The organism is Buttiauxella cochleicola (genome assembly GCF_021283185.1).
GTDB classification, from domain to species: domain Bacteria; phylum Pseudomonadota; class Gammaproteobacteria; order Enterobacterales; family Enterobacteriaceae; genus Buttiauxella; species Buttiauxella massiliensis.
Genome location: NZ_JAJSOS010000008.1, coordinates 221754 through 241687, shown reverse-complemented (window position 1 = coordinate 241687; position 19934 = coordinate 221754). Strand labels below are relative to the sequence as shown.

General features: G+C 42.2%; 13 protein-coding genes and 1 pseudogene. 7 read left to right on the top strand and 7 right to left on the bottom strand.

From position 1 onward, the window contains the following. Positions 1-455: 455 nt before the first annotated feature. Together LVQ76_RS14585 and LVQ76_RS22390 are read right to left on the bottom strand one after the other, a co-directional pair. Positions 456-2093: a YfjI family protein gene (locus LVQ76_RS14585; protein ID WP_232921928.1), complete on the bottom strand. Its 1638-nt coding sequence runs from the start codon at positions 2091-2093 to the stop codon at positions 456-458. 146 nt (positions 2094-2239) lie between these two features. Next, positions 2240-2635: a helix-turn-helix transcriptional regulator gene (locus LVQ76_RS22390; RefSeq protein WP_370640078.1), complete on the bottom strand. Its 396-nt coding sequence runs from the start codon at positions 2633-2635 to the stop codon at positions 2240-2242. 129 nt (positions 2636-2764) lie between these two features. Here LVQ76_RS22390 and LVQ76_RS14575 point away from each other — a divergent pair, with 129 nt between their 5' ends. The 4 genes from LVQ76_RS14575 (at position 2765) to LVQ76_RS14560 (ending at position 6642) form a co-directional block, all read left to right on the top strand. Next, positions 2765-3943 (top strand): hypothetical protein, encoded by a 1179-nt coding sequence (locus LVQ76_RS14575; RefSeq protein ID WP_232921927.1) that lies wholly within the window; start codon positions 2765-2767, stop codon positions 3941-3943. A 455-nt stretch (positions 3944-4398) separates the two neighbouring features. Further along, positions 4399-4995, top strand: a complete 597-nt coding sequence (locus LVQ76_RS14570) for a hypothetical protein (RefSeq protein ID WP_232921926.1) — start codon at positions 4399-4401, stop codon at positions 4993-4995. Further along, on the top strand, positions 4992-5501 hold the full coding sequence (locus tag LVQ76_RS14565) for an ImmA/IrrE family metallo-endopeptidase (RefSeq protein WP_232921925.1): 510 nt from the start codon (positions 4992-4994) through the stop codon (positions 5499-5501). The genes LVQ76_RS14570 and LVQ76_RS14565 overlap by 4 nt, the downstream gene beginning before the upstream one ends. Positions 5502-5511: 10 nt before the next feature. Continuing rightward, positions 5512-6642 (top strand): beta family protein, encoded by a 1131-nt coding sequence (locus tag LVQ76_RS14560; RefSeq protein WP_232921924.1) that lies wholly within the window; start codon positions 5512-5514, stop codon positions 6640-6642. 54 nt (positions 6643-6696) lie between these two features. Here LVQ76_RS14560 and LVQ76_RS14555 read toward each other — a convergent pair whose 3' ends face one another. The 5 genes and pseudogenes from LVQ76_RS14555 to LVQ76_RS14535 all read right to left on the bottom strand — a co-directional run bounded on the left by LVQ76_RS14555 (position 6697) and on the right by LVQ76_RS14535 (position 13323). Then, positions 6697-7398 (bottom strand): sce7726 family protein, encoded by a 702-nt coding sequence (locus tag LVQ76_RS14555; protein ID WP_232921923.1) that lies wholly within the window; start codon positions 7396-7398, stop codon positions 6697-6699. A gap of 51 nt (positions 7399-7449) precedes the next feature. Continuing rightward, positions 7450-8040, bottom strand: a pseudogene (locus tag LVQ76_RS14550) (tyrosine-type recombinase/integrase); the annotation flags it as partial. A gap of 365 nt (positions 8041-8405) precedes the next feature. Continuing rightward, positions 8406-10616: a DUF262 domain-containing protein gene (locus LVQ76_RS14545; RefSeq protein ID WP_232921922.1), complete on the bottom strand. Its 2211-nt coding sequence runs from the start codon at positions 10614-10616 to the stop codon at positions 8406-8408. Continuing rightward, the gene (locus tag LVQ76_RS14540; RefSeq protein ID WP_232921921.1) at positions 10603-12426 is read right to left on the bottom strand and encodes a DUF262 domain-containing protein; all 1824 of its coding nucleotides are present in this window, start codon (positions 12424-12426) and stop codon (positions 10603-10605) included. Before LVQ76_RS14540 ends, LVQ76_RS14545 begins: the two co-directional genes overlap by 14 nt. Positions 12427-12513: 87 nt before the next feature. Next, positions 12514-13323 carry a LysR family transcriptional regulator gene (locus LVQ76_RS14535; RefSeq protein WP_232921920.1) on the bottom strand — a complete coding sequence of 270 codons (810 nt, stop codon included), beginning with the start codon at positions 13321-13323 and terminating at the stop codon, positions 12514-12516. Between the two features lie 475 nt (positions 13324-13798). Here LVQ76_RS14535 and LVQ76_RS14530 point away from each other — a divergent pair, with 475 nt between their 5' ends. The 3 genes from LVQ76_RS14530 to LVQ76_RS14520 all read left to right on the top strand — a co-directional run bounded on the left by LVQ76_RS14530 (position 13799) and on the right by LVQ76_RS14520 (position 19933). Next, positions 13799-15874, top strand: coding sequence for an McrB family protein (locus LVQ76_RS14530; RefSeq protein WP_232921919.1), 2076 nt, complete (start codon positions 13799-13801; stop codon positions 15872-15874). Further along, positions 15867-17153 carry an McrC family protein gene (locus LVQ76_RS14525; RefSeq protein ID WP_232921918.1) on the top strand — a complete coding sequence of 429 codons (1287 nt, stop codon included), beginning with the start codon at positions 15867-15869 and terminating at the stop codon, positions 17151-17153. The genes LVQ76_RS14530 and LVQ76_RS14525 overlap by 8 nt, the downstream gene beginning before the upstream one ends. A 188-nt stretch (positions 17154-17341) precedes the next feature. Further along, positions 17342-19933: a type I restriction-modification system subunit M gene (locus LVQ76_RS14520; protein WP_370640080.1), complete on the top strand. Its 2592-nt coding sequence runs from the start codon at positions 17342-17344 to the stop codon at positions 19931-19933. Position 19934 lies beyond the last annotated feature (1 nt).

Here is a 19934-nt window from a genome sequence, read left to right as displayed (position 1 = left end):
TAAATAATTAATTGAATGATGGTGGTCATATATTTAGTTAATATATATTACGTATAATTACCTTATTGAGATACAAGCACCTAGAGTAATACTTCTGATGTTTTATATAATAACTAGAGTTTATCACTTCCCATTTAGGTAAAAGCAGTAAAACTATAAATAGACTCTGAGGATATTATTTTAACACTTAGCAATTTTCACTTATGTTTAACCCCCCTCACATATCAGAACAATAGTTGAGAGCATCAATATCATGCCGTATAATTTTCGAGCAACTATACATTGTATACAGTTCACGTTGCTGCTACCGTTGCTAAAGTCGCAGCGGTAGCAGCAATGGAAATAAAAACGAGTTGATCTCTGAGTGTTTATTGAACAGCCATGAGTTGTAAGACACCTCCTGATAGTGGCTTCAAATGAAGAAATTTTATTTCAATACTGACTTAATACTTTCATTACCAAACCAGTCCACCATATGGCATATCAGATAAATCAATATTGTACTCACTACTGGATGTATTGGGTTTTGATTGCACAATTTGATAGCGTAAATTATCAGATATTAAAATAGTGCCATTAGATACAACACCTGCAACATACAGCGTTTTGGAATTATTTATCTGAATAATACAACAGTAGCCCTGACTGATAAGTTCATTTAATACTGGAGTCAGATTTTCAATACGTCTGAGACGATTTGGGCCGTATCTCTCTAGGTCGTGTTTTGGAAAAGGTATTCCACCAGTTTTGAGCAGAGTATCATTTATAAAACGCCATAGTTCCCGGATATCTGCCTCAAACTGGTATTGTGGTGACATCGGATAAAACAAATTACTGGCTTGCTGCAGATACCACTCCATAATTTCAAGTGCATTTTTAATTGTCGTTCCACTGATAGTTCCTGTATTGAAAAATCCGCCATATGGGGTAGCCTGCGTTTCCTTTTGAGAAAAAAACTCCAGTATTGCCGCGAGTCTTAATACTTGTTCTATTGCTTTGGAAGCAAAATCCCGGATGTGTGCCCATTTACCGCCAGGAGCAATTGCGTACTCTAATGCGTCACGTTTTTCCTGAAGGATTTTTTTCGCCTCATCCGACAATTCCAGTGTATCTTTGTCAATATTTTTGTCATAAAAACGTTTCTCTATTAACCCCAGCAACTCCCGCAATCTGTTATGGAAAGATGTTATTACCGCGTCTAAATCATCTCCATCAACACGACTATGGCGTTGTCCTATTGAGCTTTTCACTTGCGTAATAAGGAAGCGTGCAATAAATCCACTGTTTCTGGCTATTTCCCCGTGCTTTTCCAAATAGTTCATAAATACGCCGGGCTGAACCATCAACGAAAGCATCAGGCATAGTTGAAGCTCATAGCTCTCACCGTCAGCTCTTGTGAAGTCATATGTTCCCCCATCCCATCCTTTGTTCAACAACCCGAGGTGGTTTTTAAGCACACTTCTGAAAAAAGATATCGCTTCATCCATGATAATCCCGGCCTCACCATGCTTGCTTAACCCTTGGATAAGTGCCTTAAACGTCACATCCTCATAGATAAACTTTGGCTCTAATGGCCTTTTCGGCTCATTTTTGTAATAAGTTTCCAGTTGAACCTGCGCATCTTCAACACCGTAACCTGTCTTTGTTGCCTGCCTCAGGCTTGCATTCAGCCCCTGTAATCCTGTAGTCCAGATACGATGTTTATTCCTATATTCAGTAAGCTGATTGTAATAACGCAGACTCATCTCCTTAAAGCGTTGATGCACTGGTCTCATCAACAAATTAAACAGGAAGGTTTTACCTTCACCTGACTCAGCCAATGTCAGTAAATATAAAGAGCATGGCCCAGGTACACCTGTGTAGGGAGACACAACGCTAACAAGATACTGGCAGATAAAAGATAGAATAGTCAGCATTATATTCGCGATCAATTCCAGTGGCATTCTTGTATACAAGTACAAATTCTCAATAACTTTATTTATCGAAAATGGAAAACAATGAACTGGAAATCTTGTCATTTTACCGGGTAATTGAGATGGTTTCGATTCGAATTTCAAACTGCTCTCCTGATTATTGCTGTCGACAGTTCTCATCAATTTATCCTTTATTATTTACTCTTATTCATCATGCAAAAAACGTAATAAATCTTCCCTTTCATTAATGAAAGGTATCATATTACGCTCAGTTAAATTATTTTCTCTACTTTTACTCATTATTGAAAGGGCATAATTATCCGGACTTACCTTGCCGCAATACGCTCTTCAATCCACTGTTCGAACTCACTTTTCTTCCATCGTGAAGATCGACCCAGTTTAATTGGGGATGGAAATAGGCCTCTCTTTATTTGGGCGTAGAAAAATTTATTTGTCAGACCTGATTTACTCATGATGTATTTCATATCGATTAAAAAATCATCATTGTTGTAAACTCGCGAAATGGTATCCGTGGTCGTTTGTTTCGGGATTGAGCTTGCAGCCCCCTCCATAGTGGCTTGAGTAAGAACATCTGAAGATAGATAAGTTGGTAAAGCAGTCGATCGAAAACTTTGGTGACGGTGAAAGCGCCTGATAGACTCACACCCTTCTTTTATGTCATTGTTTTCTTTGCAATTTGATATGATACCTAACTTTTCCATTTTATAGTCTCTTCGTTGAAGGAGTACTTTTAAGTACGGGTTTGTTGCTACGAAGAGGATGGTAGTTGGTTTCGTTAGTGTGTAAAATTGGTGAATATAAAATACTTTTTTAGACACTAAGGTGAGAGGATGCCTAAAGTTACAAGTGAACAGAAAGCATTAATGGATATACTTGATTTTATTCATTTTCATAATATTTTTACATCACATTTTCTATCTACCGATGATAAAAAATACTATGACGGTATCATTTCTGATGTACAGGAGGCTGTAACAAACATCGGAGCGAGGGATTCTATTTCAGATATAGTAAGTCATTATTTACTATGTGGTTTAGAAATTGGATTAAGTGGTGATGATATAAAGTATTTTAATTTTTTAGAGGGCAATCATGACATACCTGATGAGATGCTGGATGCTGTATTAGAACGAAAAAAAGAGATAACTTTTGCGCTTCTCAGTTGTTTGGTATCAGAGTATGGGGTTGATAAAAAAGATTTTATCAGGCACTTAACAGAGCTGATTGAGAAATACAATAGATTGAATATACCTGCAACTGTAAGCCTTAGACTTTCGATAAATGCTAACAGTATTATCCACCCTCTTGATCATCTTTATTTCTATAGATATCTTAACAAGATTGGCATCACTTCGTGTGCAAAGTATCGTAAAAATACGAACAACAATGATAGTAGAAATGCTTTTCTCCGCGTTGGATTAATTATGGAATTTGAGATGTTAAGATACTTTGCAAATTATTTCATTAACCCAGGTCGTATGGATGAAATTACAATTAAGCTCCCCGCTAGAGATGTTCCTGATGTGTTGCGGCGGCAAATTATAGATGATTATAAATATCTAATAGAAAGTGTCGTTAGAGATGAGGGCGTTATATATAAATTCCAAATTTTAAATTCGAGCGATGAAGAAACAGCAATGCTCCTCCTAAGAAGTATAAGTGATTTCTTCAGGCACAAACGCATATTTCATGGGACTATGGCAAAATGGCCGGGTTCATGGGGGGCTTTTTTAATCGAATCATTAAGGAAAGAAAATCCTAGAAGGCCAATTTATTGTGAAAGCGACAACTCTACTAGTCTCAGTGAAATAGCCAGTAAGATGATGAGTAGTCTGGATTTTAAAGTTTCTGCTAGAACACTTTACTTGAGATATAACTCTCTGAAAATAAAAGAATTAAGGGTGATTGAGGTTTATAGAAATTTACTAACCCAATTGCCTTACACACCGTCATGGGACGGTGAAAATTATGTTTATAAAAGGAGCATCGCAACTTCAAAAAATGGCTAAATAGCTGCGCGGAATAGTACTCCACTTTCGGCCAGCCCTTGCAGCGTAAAGCATTGGGGCTGTTTTCTATGTATGACCGCACTGCATCAGGCCTACGGTGTATTGCCCTTACGCGACACATCACATACCAGTAAACGGCAGATGTAGAGGTATTAGGCGCAGCTATTCAGTTAATTAACTATGGAACTATAAGATTTTAAAAAAGCGTCATGCCGCTGTTTTCTTAAATTGACCTTCTTTGTCATGATTGCGATGTCTTACAAAAGAAAAGAATGCAAAGCTAGAGTTGGAAATTTAATGCTTAAAAATCAATTTTTTATGATTTTTCTGTATCTAAATGGTTTACGGATTTTTAGGTTTCATGCGTTAGCTAACAATCTTTGGTTAAAGACGTTTTCATCTTACCTAAAGAGATAGTACAGTATGAGAATGGCTAATCCAACTTCATAATTTTCATGAATAAAGTGACATATTTGTACCTTATTTTGCTTTTGGCGTACACAGTTCCTGATGTTGTTAACGCGCAGGTAACAACATTAGGTCAAGAACCTTCGCTGACTACCACCATATCCCCAGCATCGGGCTCTTTACCAGAAGAAAATGCAAACCAGAGTTTACAATCTCAAAATATTCTAATCTTGAATTCTCTAGTTAATGATCAAAAGCAACAAATCACACAGATGCAAGAGAAAATTGATAAATTGGAGGATAGTAGTGGCCTTAATTTTGCCGTATGGTCAGGAATTGTTTTAACTTCTGTTGCTGTTATTTTGACTGCATTGGGGATCGTAATGGCTATATTTTCGTTTTTTGGTTATAAAAAAATGATCAATGGGGCGAAAGATGCAGCGACAAGAATTTCTACAGAAAAAGCTACTGAAGTGACTGAAAAATTAGTGCCTAGTATTACTGAAACAGTTTTACTTCAATTGTTAGATAAAGGGAAGTTCGACGATTTGATCTTTGACGGTATAGAAAAAGTGGCGTATCGAGGGATTGAGTTCGCAGGTGGTGATATGCTTGAAGATAACACAGAGGAGAGGGGACGATGAAATTTACAACTTCTAATGAATGGCTTTCTCTTCCAGATCAACAAGTTGCATTGATTAAAAACCACCAGCAAAAATTGCCGATTGCGGTTGGATCAATTGCTAAAGATTTCGGAATCAATGTTAAAGTGTCCACTTTGGCAGCTGGTATTTCTGGCGAAATAAAAGACGAGAATGGAGTTATTGTTATAAGAGTAAATAGGCATGATACCAAAGAACGGCAACGCTTTACTCTAGCGCATGAAATTGCTCACTTCTTACTCCATCGAGATCGGATTGGGGATGGAATTACTGATGATATTTTATATCGATCGAAATTATCTGATTTCATGGAAGTTCAGGCTAATCGCCTAGCTGCTGATATTCTCATGCCAGGGCATCTTCTAGAAAGAAAACTTCTTGAATTAACACAAACTGCTGAGTTGAGGGATGAACAAAAAATCGAAAGATTGGCTGAAGTTGCTGGAGTATCTACTACAGCGATAAAGATACGTCTTGGAAAAATTTAAGGGGAAGGGAATGTTTTTATTAGAAGAACGTTTTGATTATAAATACGCCCCCATTCTTTCTCTGAGTCTCTCAGAAATGGAAGCTCTTGAGAATCTTCCAGAGAAAGACAAAGATTTAATTTTGCCCATTTTCCCCTTAAAAGGATGGATGAGTTCGCAATTACTGGATAATTCTTTAAAAAAGATAAAGAAAACAATTAGCGATAGACGTTGGATCGCCTCATTTGATAAAGATTATTTATCTGATAATAAAGATTATCTACTCAAAGGTACTTATCCTCGAGAGGTATTTTATCAATTAGTTGAATTGAAAAACCCTAAAGATGGTTATAATAACTGGTACAATTTTTTGCGAGATATACCAGAGGCCATTCCAACTGTGTTTCTTGACGACTTGTCACAGCTTGAAAATCAAATAAATAAGCTTGTGAGTTTAAATAGAGGTTTGACTTTTGTTTTTGAAGTTAAAAAAATAACTTTGACAACTTACAATGAAATAATTAATATCATTTCAAGGCTAAGAGTTAAAGATCTATTTTTTGTCTATGATGTAGGAACTATTGGTAGTAATTTTAATGACTATTTTCAACCTCTACTGAATCTAATTAATAAAACAAAAGCTGTGATTCCATTTACGAGGATTACAATTTCTGGAACTTCTTTCCCTTTTAATTTTGCTGGATATCATAAAAGTGTAAATTCTATTTATGAAAGAAGGCTGTTTAATAAATTAAATAATGTTATTGATTTTTACCCTACGATTTATTCTGATCGTGGTAGCGCCCGTATTGATAAGCAGTCAGGTGGTGGGAGTGTGCCTCCACCAAGAATTGATTTTGCTTTAAAGGAGGAGTGGCCTTTTATTCGACATGAGTTTAAGGATCCTAAATATCCTGAAAAAGGTGAGAAAGAGAACTTGTACTGTCTTTGTGCTCAGGAAATTATGCAAGAGGATTATTGGCCTAAAAATTTACATCTCTGGGGAACTCAGATGATTCAATTAACGGCTAAAAAAGAAAAGTTCGGGATTAACACGCCTCAAAAGGCAACTGCTGTTAGAATCAATCTTCATTTATATACACAATTACACTATCATAGCGTGCTCGAAGATATTGACACAGATGAAGATTGGGTTGATTGAACTTCTCTATAAAAGCCGAAGATTTAGAAGTTAAAATTTATCTTCGGCCAAAATTTATTTTAATTTCCCTAAAATACTACCTTCGAATATTCTATTGTCTCTTATTTTTTGTGAGTATGGACTTAACCTATTTAAGTCATTTATAGTAACTTTGTTACCTATCTTAATATTTTCTATAAAATTTGATGACGTATTTTTATATCTTTGAGATATCACTTCAATGACAAAAAGCTTTAATTTTTGCAATGAAATTTGATTTAAATTTTTCTTTAGAATATCCTTAATCTCTCTTTTTCCACTACTACCTAATGGAATTTTAAAGTTTTTAGCCAATTTCCTCATGTCTTGTACTCTCAACAAATCAAGGTAATTTTTCTTATCTTCGATTTTAGAAAGCTTCCCTCTTTTCTTTATTTTTATCTTTTCCTCTGCTACCTCCCATACTTCAATGTTTTTAGGGATCATGGTTAAAATGTTTTCAACATGTTTAATCGTTGTAACCACAATGATTTTATCAAAATATTGCTTATATTTTTCAAGTTGCCCAGATAGCCTGTAGAGGCTATCTGCGTCACTTTTTATTTCATATGCTATTATTTTCCCATCAACTAATATAGCCAAATCCACTCTTCTTGCGAAAGAATCAATAGTTAATTCATTTATGACTATAGTTTCATTATTTATCTTCCCTTTGGTTAATAAATGATTTAATACAGTTTTCTTTATTTCTTTCTCAAAGGGGTTAAAATTACTCATACTTCCGCCATTAAATTTTATCTTCGTAAGAATTATCATCTAAATTGTCTATTATACACGGGCTTTTGCTGCATTAAACGAATTAGAATGTAGACTAAACAAATAATCCGCGCACCACTGCATCATCTCTCGCCTCCCCTCATGATACTGAGCATGGTTGTAAGTCCCGCGAATCGCGTTCTTATCCACATGTTCAAGCTGCGTTTCAATCCACGCTGAGTTAAAACCCTCTTCATGTAGAATTGTACTCATTATATGCCTGAATCCATGCCCAGTTGCTCTTCCGTTGTAACCAAGTAGTTCCAGAACCTGAGTCACACTTGCTTTTGATATTGGTTTTGTTCCGTCATTTCTTCCGACAAACACAAGTGGATACATGCCAGTGATAGGCTTTAATGATTCAAAGAGTGCAATAACTTGATCTAACATTGGAACGATATGTGGCCGCTTCATCTTCATTACTTCAGGAGGTATCTGCCAGAAGCGCTTTTCAAAATCGATATCCTCCCAGCGGGCAAAGCGCAGTTCTTGAGTTCTAACACCTGTGAGCATGATGATTTGAGTCGCTGTCTTCGTGATAATGCTTCCGGTGTATCCTGCAAGGTCTTTAAGGAAATGCGGTAATTCTTCAGTATTAAGGAAAGCTGCTAATACCTTCCTCTGAGAGTCCTCAGCTACTTCCTGTGAGCCACCGCCGTACAGCCAGAACCGCTCGCAGAGGCTCCTGAGGCCCTCAGTATATGCTGTGAGGTAACGTTCCGGTTTGATGTGAAAACCGCTTTACCGCCCCGTGAACCGGTAGCGGTAGTGCGGAAAATCATGATGAATTAATAATGATTTGTAAGAGACGCTTGCATTGGTATGAAGCAAGCGGTTAATGAGCCGCTAGAAATATAGGCTCATTAGTGCCAATGGTTATAAAATAATCCAAGGAAATATGTGTGACATTAAAGTGATCTGCTGGATTTTGCCGTTCCCCCTGGCTTGTCACAGCCAGCAGCACCGCGTCAGTTTCTGGAAACTGTATCCGCTTCATGCATCAACTTATCTACCAGTGGTTTAAAGAAGGATGGAAGTGGGAGCGGCTCACCTTCCTCATCCACATTGTTACAGTCAAACCAGACTCCGTTCTCATGCGCAATAAAGAACGTTTCCTCTTCACTTACCGTAAGCTCAATACATGGCCATGCATCACCATAGACCGAGTGATAGGTCACGGCAGTGAAAGGCGCGTTTCCATCCTCTCTGTGAAGAAGAGCCAACAACCTTTTCGAGAGCACCCAGCTGTGCAGCTCCCGGAAATAGCCGCGAAGGTTTGTCTTACTTAGCAGATACACCTGGTTATCTAATTTGTCGATAATTCTTTCCGAACAATAGCGAATGGTCTCAGGGTCTTTCACGACCAGTTCACGCCAGCCGCCCGGGGTTGATTCCTGAATAATTTCTCGGAGCGTATTTGACATGTCTTCTTTTTTATTTAGCTTATCCAGCAGCTCAATAAACACGCTTTTCTCTGTCACCCTCAGCCAGTTCTCATTACGCTCACGCCAAGACTGATGCGAAGGCAGGCAAAAGGTGTACCGTTGTCCTTTCTGCCATATCAGATAGTCTCCCAGTGACAACAGCGCACGTTCAAGTAGGTGCTCGTGGCTATGCAGAACCTTTTCGTTAAGCACCCAATAGGTTTTCTCTGTCAGTAATATAAATCGGGTAAGATCGTAACCGCTATTATCAGCAGTTTTGGCCCCCTTGAGCAGCCCCCTTATGCGGCCTTTGAGATAAGGATGAGATTCTGCCCGAATTAAGGCAGGCTCCCATGCACTATCCAGAATAATCAGCTTTGCTTTAAGGGCTTCTTCATCCCACTGCTCGTTAAAACCCAGTCGAACTTCAACTGAACGAAGACAGCTGTAAATGTCATCAGCATAGGGGGCCAATTCATCAAGCGAACGAATAATCCCCACTGCAACTTGATTACTGTCAATACGCATGGTGTAAAGGAAGTTATCGGTGACACGGCTCCATTGAGCGTGCTGCTCAGCGAAGCGGGCATCGATGGACGATCTCTTGGCAGTAATAAATGCACAGAGTGCATAAAAACGGCATGCTCCGAGTAAGTCAGAGCCCGTCAGAAATTCCATCAGCAAGCTGCGGTGTTCACGGGTTGCATGCAGAGAGCAAAGAAAATCTAGTATGGATGAGAGGATATGAATGTTCCCAGGGTTGAAGGTATCCCTCGCTTCGAATTCTGAGGAACTAAAACCTTCACGGGTGCTTCTCAGGGCGTTGAACCAGGCCGCATTTAGGTTTGCCAACAGATATGCAGGTTCAGATGACTGACTGCATTCAAGAAGAAACGCCATCCGCTTAAAAAAGCGCAGAAAGAGGGTATCAAAGCTTTCGGTCCTTTTTTTGCTCAGGTTCCAGAACATATCGGTCCAGGCCTGATCGATTTTCTCACCAAAGGTCACAGCACCAGGCTGCTGGCTCATTCTGCCTGAGAGCCAGGCTTTGAAATTTTCGAAATCGGTAAGCGATTTTCCCCGCGAATTCATTTTGATATAGAGATCGTCAGAAAGTCCAAATGAGGACAGGTTCAGATACTGGAATACCACTGGCTGGGAGTCACAACTGCACAGTTTGGCATAAAATTCACCGGGCACGTGACCGAAGCATGACTGGATCGCATTCAGCATCGTCAAGCAGGCTGAAACCGTAGGGTCCTGAAGCCAAGAGTGATAAAACCAGCGGCTGTCCGTTATCTGATCCCTAAGGTTGGGGGCATTCTCTGCAAACTGTAGTCCACTGTTGTCGGCCCGCACCAGTGCATGGAAAAACTCAGTTGCGGCGGTGCGGGTCTGATATGTGAAGCGGGATTTGCCCAAATGAGTGAATCGTTCACTGAACTCAGCATATTTCGCCTCTTTGTTTGCTAGATACCAGTGAAGCAAGAAGAGAGTCGTAAGGCGCTGCTGACCATCGAGGACCGAAAGGGTGGGACTCTCCTCAGTGCTGAGGTTTCCATAAATAAAATCGAGATCGAGCGGTAGAGCGCCAACAGGAGCTGTTAACGCCTGACTGATCGACAGGAGAAACTGATCGCGAATTTCCCATGCGTCCTCGCGCCCCTGAGCATAGTCACGCTGTATGATGGGGATCTCAACGTTGCTGACTTCACTGAATAATCTGGCGAATGAGATGACTTTACCTTGCTGCATACATTGCTCCATCAAAAAATACGGTCAGGGCGTCTGTAATTGCGCGCCGGTAGCTATCCTGATCCTGGCTACTCCAGAAAGTCATTTCGTGGACGTTACTGCTGTAGTATTTAAGAAATACGTTTCGTGTACCGGGAGGGACAAAAGTTGACGCTTTGTCCGCTTCAATAATGCGATTGCGCTTCACCGGAAAGATGGCGTTGCGATAGCTTCTGTTAGTTGACTGATCCAGAAGCGTAAGGTTTCCAATGCTGTCATCCCTGTCCTTTAGCGGCATCTGACTGTACTCATTCAGGACATCGCTGAAATAGGCTTCAAATTTTTCACTGTCAAAAGGCTCCTCCTGAAGCAACGCCTCCGCACGGTCAAAGAGTAGATGCTGTGCTGACCGGGCAGTGTCTGGTCCTTCTTGCGCTATATTGAAAGGCCGGAAATGCTCTCGCATCACCTCCGTCCAGGCCTTCTGTCCGCTAATATTTTCCGGCATTTGCGAGCTGACTGACGTAATGTGCTCAATGTCCCAGGCGTCGATTTTGTAATGCCGGAATGGGAAACGGGTAGAGGATTTTTTGTTGGCCAGTAAAATGGCAATGTTAAAAAGCAGAAGCACGGGGCGTAGCGACCGCTCAGGATAGGTCAGAGCGGAGAGTGTGGCGTCAATCTGGGTGCTGCGCTCGGCTTGTCCCCTACTCAACGAGCCTGCGATCCCCGGCAGGGCGAAACGCAGGATCCTTTGCTTCAGTCCAGTAATGAATCCCGACTTTGTTTCACAGCTTTCAGATTCGCTGATGAGCTGAGGAATGACGCTCTCACTGTTACTAATGAGATAACCGACAAGGTGATAAGTTACGCGCCCGCGGTACCACTCATCCAGCAACATAAAGCGCTGTTTAATAAGCAGCCACACTTTTTCTATGCGCTCCGGGTCCTGATACATTTCCTCCAAGTAATGGGCGAACGACAGGAAGATATAGTGTGGATCCTGACGGGAAATACCTGACTTTAATGAATCTGCAACCAGGCCAAGTATAAACTCTATGCGATTACTCTCACGGGTATGGTTACTGATGAAATACCAAAAGTCTTCCTGCTGAAGACGGCGCTCCGTTTCATCCCACTCCTGCGCAATTCTGAGCTGATTAAAGCGAACGCTGAGTTCGGTCTGGCTGAAATTTCCAGCATTGAGCAGCAGTGCTTTAACCAGCTCTGCGTTGGTTAGCGGGATTTTTCCACGATTAAGCCGGGAAAAGACCTCAGTCACATTTGCCTGATCGCTTAGCTGATACCAGATCACTTTTACATTTTTACCGGCCTCATCATCATTCAGCAGAGTCTGCAAAAAGCTGAACTTATAGACAGGCGGTCGTGAACTGAACCATGCGTCTATTGCTTCCCGAGCCTGGTTCATATGATAAAAATCAATATTATCATCTGCGTGATTGCTATTGATATTGCTAAGGAAACTTGCACTCTCAGGGCGGGTTTCGTAGCGCAGAGAGTATCCGGAATGTCCAAGCATAGCGGCAATGTCCTTCAGATAAAGAAGGATAATGCAGATGGTTGTCAGACGCTGTTGGCCATCGACTAGCTCCCATTCCTCACCGCATTTTTTGACCACAACGGGCTGGAGGCAGTAGAAGGCTTTACGTGAACTTGACTCGCTGTTTTTCTGGAATTCAGCGATATCATCTAGCAGGTCTGTAACCTGCCTTTGTGTCCAGCGGTAGCCCCGTTGATAAGAGGGGATGAAAAAATGCTGTTTCATCAGGTCGCTTATTGGCCTGAGGATCAGTTCGTTGCTCGCGGTCATGTGCCTTCCTTCATGCCTGACTTTCTGGCTGGATGCCAGTAGTTAAATTTAACAGTAATAATTATATTTATCAGTTAATTAACCTCATCACCTTTTTCCTAAGGAAGGTAAACCGCCGGATACAACAATCCTACGCCCGCCAATGTGTTGGTCCATGATGTCTCGTGAACTGGCATTTCCGGTTTTTTTACCCTTTGCCATTACTTTCTTGTTTTTGCTAGATTTGCTTTTTGTAGCAAGTTTTTTCTTGGCATGGGCAAGCAGAATGAGCCGTCCTGACATCAAACTCTGTCTGGAAGTATCCGCCGCATCATAGCCATTCACGATGGTCACTATTTCTTTTTTAATTTCAGATAACGTTTTTTCAACAACAAATTTCTCTACTACAGCGGAGTATTTTTTATCTAGCGGTTGAGCTATCGCCCATTGATAGGAAATCGTCGTTATACTGTTTTTCTTCGAAGGATTACTACTGATGGGAGAAGAGCTTCGTCTTTCTGAATGGGCTTTATTTATATGCTTTTCTAATCTTTTCGCGTCTTTGAGAGAGACGTTACATACTGGACATTTGCAGGTTTGACGGGCAATAAGCGGTGCCTCAGCTATACGCACAGTACCGGCTGGTTTTTCTCTCAACCCGCTGAATGCGGCGATCTCACTTTCAATTTCGTCAAAATGTGGTCCTATACGGGAAAGTAGCCGCTCGCCAGCTTCTGTCACAGAAACGCTACGCGTTGTACGGGTAAGAAGACGAAGGCCAAGATCCGCTTCAAGAGTCCTTACCGTGTAGCTCAGTGCCGACTGCGATACACCTAACTGAGCGGCCGCTTTTGTGAAACTTTTTTCACGGGCAATTGCGATAAAAGCTTGATAATCGTTCACATTTCTACGGCGCATTTATTGACAAGGTTCTTTTGGATTAATATTTATTACGTATAAAATAATTCCTGGCGTGGAGGTTTGTCTATTGGTAACGATCCAACGTTCCTCATCCACGACAAGTATCCATTAGCACTCACTAATGCTCAATAGAACCAAGGCTTACCAACTTCCGCTTTTGGCACACGGCCGACGTTCAGAACAGTGTCAAGACAGCGAACCTCATCCGTTACATCGTTAATCTCACCCGCCCTTCCTCTTCCAACTCAAAGCCATCGCACCTTGCTAACCCAGAAGGGGCGCCTGCTCTGCACTAATATCCGCACTGCTCATACTCCATTGATAACAATAAATTCAATAATATGAAAAAACTGTAATTTGCATTGAAAATCTTACTCATGGTGCTTGGCTACAAACACATGCCTGGTAAGATAAGTTATAAAACAGCACACTAGCTATCTAGTAAGCAATGTCACAGTAAAGGAAACTCACGATGGATCTTGTGGATAGTGTCGAAGCAGGCAAGCTGACTCTCAGTGAATTGATTGATACCCTGGCAAAAGATAAAAATTACGCAGCTTCAAAGTGGGATCAGCGATACCGCGAATTTACGACCTTGCTACAGCAAACCTCAACTTTTACTGAGCCTGAAACGGATGATTTGGTCAAACGGCTTTGGTATGAACGTGGCAACGGTATTGCCAGTATTCGCCAGGGTGTTCCGTCTTTAGCGGAATATCAGCAAAGCCTGCCACTGCTCAGAGAATTAACCGAGCGTATTCGTCAGCAGCCGGATGAAGCGACCTACCAATATGTTGGCGATGCTCTAAAGCAGGCAAAAGAGACCGGGCTTCTGAAGCGTATGTATTGGAGTTTGAGAAATCGTGTCTTTGCCGCGTTTTCGCCAGAAACCTGCACCAGTACAGTGGATGAGAATGCGTTTACTAAAGCGGCAGATTTTCTGAATAAGAAATTCCACCTCGGTTTGGCGCTGAACGGTAATTGGTTGCAGAAAAACAATGAATTGAAGCAAGCCATACACGCCCAATCTCCCAATGCAGATCCTTATTACGTGAATATGGCTATTTGGCATCTCTATGAATTATTACGCGAACGCGATAATGAACAGAGACAGGAGAAAGTATCCAGCACCACATCAACAACCAGTAGTGAGCTCACCGAAATTAAGCCCCTCTCACACTCACCAACTAACGTGATCTACTTTGGTCCGCCGGGCACTGGCAAGACCTTCACGTTGCAGCAAAAGATGAAAGAGTACACTTCTCATGCTGTACTGGCCGATCGTGATGCCTGGCTGGATTCTCGCCTTGAATCGTTGAACTGGATGCAAGTCATAACCCTGGTACTGCTCGATCTTGGTAAACGAGCAAAAGTTCGCCAAATTATTGAGCATACGTGGTTTCAACGTAAGGCATTATTAAATGGTCGTAATGGCAATTTATCGAATACTGCCTGGGCTGCTTTGCAATCCTATACCGTTCCCGAGTCGTTAACCGTTGATTATAAGAATCGTCGTGAACCTGCCGTATTTAACAAAACAGATAATAGCGAATGGTTGCTAGTTGATTCACAGCTCGAGCAAGTGGAGGATTTGGTAGAACTCTACGCCGAACTTAAACGCGGCCCTAAATCTGCCGAATCCATCCAAAGATTTGCAGTGGTTACGTTCCACCAATCTTACGGCTATGAAGAATTTATTGAAGGTATCCGCGCTCGCTCAGACGAAAGTGGCAATATCTCTTACCCTATTGAGCCGGGTATCTTTATGCGCCTGTGTCAGCGTGCCAATGCCGATCCAGCACATCGCTACGCCATTTTCATCGATGAAATCAATCGCGGCAACATATCCAAGATCTTTGGTGAACTGATCTCACTCATTGAAGTAGACAAGCGTACGGGTATGTCCAATGCAATGAGCTTGCAACTGTCTTATAGCGGTGATCACTTCAGCGTACCCGCCAATGTCGACATCATCGGAGCCATGAACACTGCGGATCGTTCTTTAGCTCTGATGGACACGGCTTTGCGCCGTCGCTTTGACTTTGTCGAGATGATGCCTGATCTCTCTTTGCTGAGTGGAAGTAAGGTGAAAGGCATAGAACTCGAGTCGTTGTTAGAGAAACTCAACAGCCGCATCGAAGCACTTTACGATCGTGAACATACGCTAGGACATGCGTTCTTTATGCCGGTAAAAAATGCACTCGATGCCGGTGATGAAGAAGCTGCGTTTAAACAATTGAAGATCGCATTCCAGAAAAAGATCATTCCGCTGTTACAGGAATACTTTTTCGATGACTGGAACAAGATCAGTCTGGTGCTGGCAGACAACCAGAAACAAGACGACAGCCTGCAATTCGTGATTGAGAAAACCGACGATCTGGATACGCTTTTTGGTAGCAATCATGCTTTACGACGCCATGATCAGCAATCGACTGCTTACGAGCTAGAAGCATTTGATGAAGAGATCTGGAATATGCCACAGGCTTACCGCGCTATTTATCAGCCACAGCAGACCACTCTTGATGAGCAGGCTTTAAACCATGGGTGAAGTGCTCTCTGTTTTTGAATATGACCTCCTAGGGAGTGGAAAAGCGGCTTCAGTTGGCGCAAAGCTGGTCCCTCAACAGGTCTTTGATTATTTAGAAACACTTAGCCTAACAAGCATTCAAGGAAACCACTTTCTCAAACTCACCTCACGCTCAGGTTTCAAATTGCTTCAGGTGCAAAACTACGCGGGGATGCTTTCTACGCCTCACGGTCTACAACTTGAGATATTGCCTAAGGTTGGTAAAAACCTCACTACTGCGAGTGCGCGAGAAACATTCATCACGATGCTAAGTCACCTGCCTGCGTTTCGACATATTCAAACCCAGCAGGCAACTCTCCAGGCACAGCGCATGCCTTTGCTCGAGATTTTTATCAGCCAGTTTTTGCAAAGCGTCAGCCAATTGCTTAAACAAGGTTTGCGCTCCGACTATGTGAGCGAGCAAGGTAATCTGTCTTTTATGAAGGGCAAGCTGATGCTTTCCACACAGTTGCGGCATAACGTGGTGAATCGTCATAAGTTTTGTATAGATTATGATGACTACATGCCGGATTGTTCAGCCAATCGGCTCTTACATTCAGCGCTGGATAGGCTACTTAGCCTGAAGCTTTCATCTGAGAATCAACGCTGGCTTTACGAACTGCGCTTTGCTTTTGACGGTATTCCACTAAGTCGGGATATTGAAAGCGATATAAACAGCCTACGCATTGAGCGTGGTATGGCTCATTACAGCGAGCCGATGGTCTGGGCACAGTTGATCCTCAGAGGGATGAGCCCCAGTGCCTTGCTGGGAAACACCAATGCAATATCACTCCTATTCCCTATGGAAGCGGTATTTGAATCCTTTGTTGCACAAACCCTTCCCGACGAACTCCCTCCTCACCTTAAAGTTAAACCGCAGGCTGCCACTTATTCTTTGGTAAAGCATGGGCTTAACGATTGCTTTAAGCTTCGCCCAGACTTGTTGATTCAATCACGCCAACCGGTTCAAACCAAAATGGTGATGGATACAAAATGGAAGCTGGTGAATAACAACTCACAAAAAAAATCACTGTATGGGCTGGCGCAATCCGACTTCTATCAAATGTTTGCCTACGGCCAAAAGTATCTTAATGGGATTGGTGAAATGTACCTGATCTACCCTGCGCATGATGACTTTAGCCAGCCGATACAGCAGCACTTTGCTTTCTCTGACACCTTAAGATTGTGGGTTGTGCCATATCGGATAATGGCAAAGCGCGGGGAGAGGATGATGTGGGCGAGTGATGTGTCCAATATTTAGTTACTAAGCCCGTTGGAATGGGTCAGTCCAAAACATCGAAGCTGTCTCAGATAAAGTTGGCAAGTTTGGTAGGAATCGATACTGCAGATTCGAAAGCCCTGCCGCTAGCAAGACGCTCTTATCAAACGTACAATCAAAACCCTAAAATTGCCCTTTCCAAAAAAGAATTGTTTTTAACAGGACTCATAGTGAATAAACAGCAGCTTGCAGCAAAAATCTGGGAATCAGCCAACCAGATGCGATCTAAAATTGAAGCCAACGAATACAAAGATTACATACTCGGTTTCATCTTCTACAAGTACCTCAGCGACCAGCTAGTGCAATTTGTCACCAGACAGGGTATGACGCCCGAAGACATCAAAGCCCTCAATGAAGAAGACGCCGACACTGTTAAATACGTGCAAGACAACCTGGGCTACTTTATAGCCTACGATAATCTGTTTTCTACATGGGTTGATCCAAAATCCGAATTTGCTGAATCTAACGTGCGTGATGCGCTCTCCGCCTTTAGCCGTTTGATTTCGCCAACATACAAAAAACTGTTTGAAGGCATTTTTACCACCTTAGAAACAGGTTTAAGCAAACTGGGTGAAAGTGCTGGCAAACGTACCAAAGCCATCAGCGACTTACTACACCTGATCAAAAGCATCCCCATGAATAGCAATCAAGGGTATGACGTACTGGGCTACATTTACGAATACCTGATTGAAAAATTTGCCGCCAATGCGGGTAAAAAAGCCGGTGAGTTTTACACGCCTCATGAAGTCTCGGTGCTCATGTCGAACATCATCGCCCATGAGTTAAAACACAAAGATACTATCAAAATTTACGACCCCACTTCCGGCTCTGGTTCGTTGCTGATCAATATCGGTGAGGCGGTCGAGAAATACGCTAAAAACAAAGACAGCATCACCTATTTTGCCCAAGAGCTAAAAGCCAATACCTACAACCTAACCCGTATGAACCTCATCATGCGCGGTATCAAAGCCAGCAACATTAAAACCCGTAATGGCGATACCTTAGAAGACGATTGGCCGTATTTTGATGAAAGCGATCCTCAAGGCTCGTACTACGCCTTGCATGTCGATGCAGTGGTGTCCAACCCGCCTTACTCACAAAACTGGGACCCAAATTTTAAAGACAGCGATCCACGCTATTCACGTTTTGGCCTGGCACCTAAAACCAAAGCCGATTTTGCTTTTTTGCTGCATGACCTCTATCACCTAAAACCCGATGGCATTATGGCTATTGTACTGCCCCATGGTGTCTTGTTCCGTGGCGGTGAAGAAGGTCAAATTCGCAAGCAACTCATTGAGCAGAATCATATTGATACTGTTATCGGTTTACCGGCCAATATCTTTTTTGGCACCGGCATTCCAACGGTAATTTTAGTACTCAAACAAAAACGCCAAAACACCGATGTATTAGTGGTCGATGCCTCCAAACACTTTATGAAAGAAGGCAAAAACAACAAACTTCAAGCCAGTGATATCAAGCGCATTACTGATGCAGTGATTAAGCGTGAAAGTATCGACAAGTTCTCGCAACTGGTGAGCAAACAAACCCTGCGCGACAACGGTTACAACCTCAACATACCGCGCTATGTGGATTCATCTGCAGCGGCACAAAGCTGGGATTTACACGCAACTATGCTCGGCGGCATCCCCAACAGCGAAATTGCCGAGCTAAACAACTATTGGCAAGCCTTCCCACAATTGCACGATGCTCTGTTTAAGCAAAAATCTACCGCTTATAGTGAGCTGGCCATTGCCAAACAAGCCGTCAACGCGAGCATTAGTGGGCACCCGCAAGTTTTGGAGTTTATCAACACCTACAACCAAGCCTTTAATGGCTTTGATGACCACCTAAACGCCCAGTTAATACAAAACTGGCAAAGCGTACAGCGTAACCAACAAGAGTCGGCATTGAGTACCGAGCTATTTACTCGCTTAGCCCACATTGCCTTAATCGACAAATACCAGGCTTACCAATTTCTGAACAACCAATGGCAAATTATCAGCGCCGATTTAGAAATGATGCAAACTGAAAGCTTTGCCGCCACCAGACAAGTTGACCCTAATATAGTCATCAAGAAGAAAGACGGTAAAGACACCGAAGTACAAGACGGCTGGAAAGGCCACATATTGCCCTTTGATTTAGTGCAACAAACTTACTTAAGTGATGACTTACAGGCTCTGGCAACTAAAGAAACCCGTCTGGCTGAAATCGCCAGCCTGCTTGAAGAAATTTTAGAATCCCTAACCGAAGAAGAAAAAGAACAAGATACGTTAAAAGATAGCAAAGACGGCTTTGCCAATGCCGAAGTCGGCAAAGCCGCCAAAGCCTTCTTGAAAGAGCAAAAAGATGCCAAAACTAAATTTGCCGAGGACAGCTATGAAGCCAAAATCATTCGTGCGAACAAATTAATTGATGAAGAAAAAACCCTGAAAAAAACGGTCAAAGATGCCGCCACTGTTTTGCACTTAAAAACTAAAACGACCATCGAAGCCTTAACCGATGAACAAGTGAACAACCTGCTGCACCTTAAATGGATTGCGCCATTAAGCACCGAACTCGCCGCCATGCCAACCACCGTGATTAGCCAACTTACCAGCCAAGTACAAGCCCTTGCCGATAAATATGCCGTCACTTACTCGCAAGTGGCCAATGAGATAAAAAACACCGAGCAAGAATTGGCGGAGATAATGGGAGAGCTCACAGGTAATGAATTTGATTTACAGGGCTTAGCAGAGCTCACCAGCTTATTGAAGGGCGAATAAG

What these genes read in the sequence shown, in the direction of transcription:
- LVQ76_RS14570 (WP_232921926.1), top strand. Translation starts at nt 4,399, where the DNA reads ATGAATAAAGTGACATATTTGTACCTTATTTTGCTTTTGGCGTACACA.
- LVQ76_RS14535 (WP_232921920.1), bottom strand. Translation starts at nt 13,323, where the DNA reads ATGCGCCGTAGAAATGTGAACGATTATCAAGCTTTTATCGCAATTGCC.
- LVQ76_RS14585 (WP_232921928.1), bottom strand. Translation starts at nt 2,093, where the DNA reads ATGAGAACTGTCGACAGCAATAATCAGGAGAGCAGTTTGAAATTCGAA.
- LVQ76_RS14545 (WP_232921922.1), bottom strand. Translation starts at nt 10,616, where the DNA reads ATGCAGCAAGGTAAAGTCATCTCATTCGCCAGATTATTCAGTGAAGTC.
- LVQ76_RS14530 (WP_232921919.1), top strand. Translation starts at nt 13,799, where the DNA reads ATGGATCTTGTGGATAGTGTCGAAGCAGGCAAGCTGACTCTCAGTGAA.
- LVQ76_RS14575 (WP_232921927.1), top strand. Translation starts at nt 2,765, where the DNA reads ATGCCTAAAGTTACAAGTGAACAGAAAGCATTAATGGATATACTTGAT.
- LVQ76_RS14555 (WP_232921923.1), bottom strand. Translation starts at nt 7,398, where the DNA reads ATGAGTAATTTTAACCCCTTTGAGAAAGAAATAAAGAAAACTGTATTA.
- LVQ76_RS14540 (WP_232921921.1), bottom strand. Translation starts at nt 12,426, where the DNA reads ATGACCGCGAGCAACGAACTGATCCTCAGGCCAATAAGCGACCTGATG.
- LVQ76_RS14525 (WP_232921918.1), top strand. Translation starts at nt 15,867, where the DNA reads ATGGGTGAAGTGCTCTCTGTTTTTGAATATGACCTCCTAGGGAGTGGA.
- LVQ76_RS22390 (WP_370640078.1), bottom strand. Translation starts at nt 2,635, where the DNA reads ATGGAAAAGTTAGGTATCATATCAAATTGCAAAGAAAACAATGACATA.
- LVQ76_RS14560 (WP_232921924.1), top strand. Translation starts at nt 5,512, where the DNA reads ATGTTTTTATTAGAAGAACGTTTTGATTATAAATACGCCCCCATTCTT.
- LVQ76_RS14565 (WP_232921925.1), top strand. Translation starts at nt 4,992, where the DNA reads ATGAAATTTACAACTTCTAATGAATGGCTTTCTCTTCCAGATCAACAA.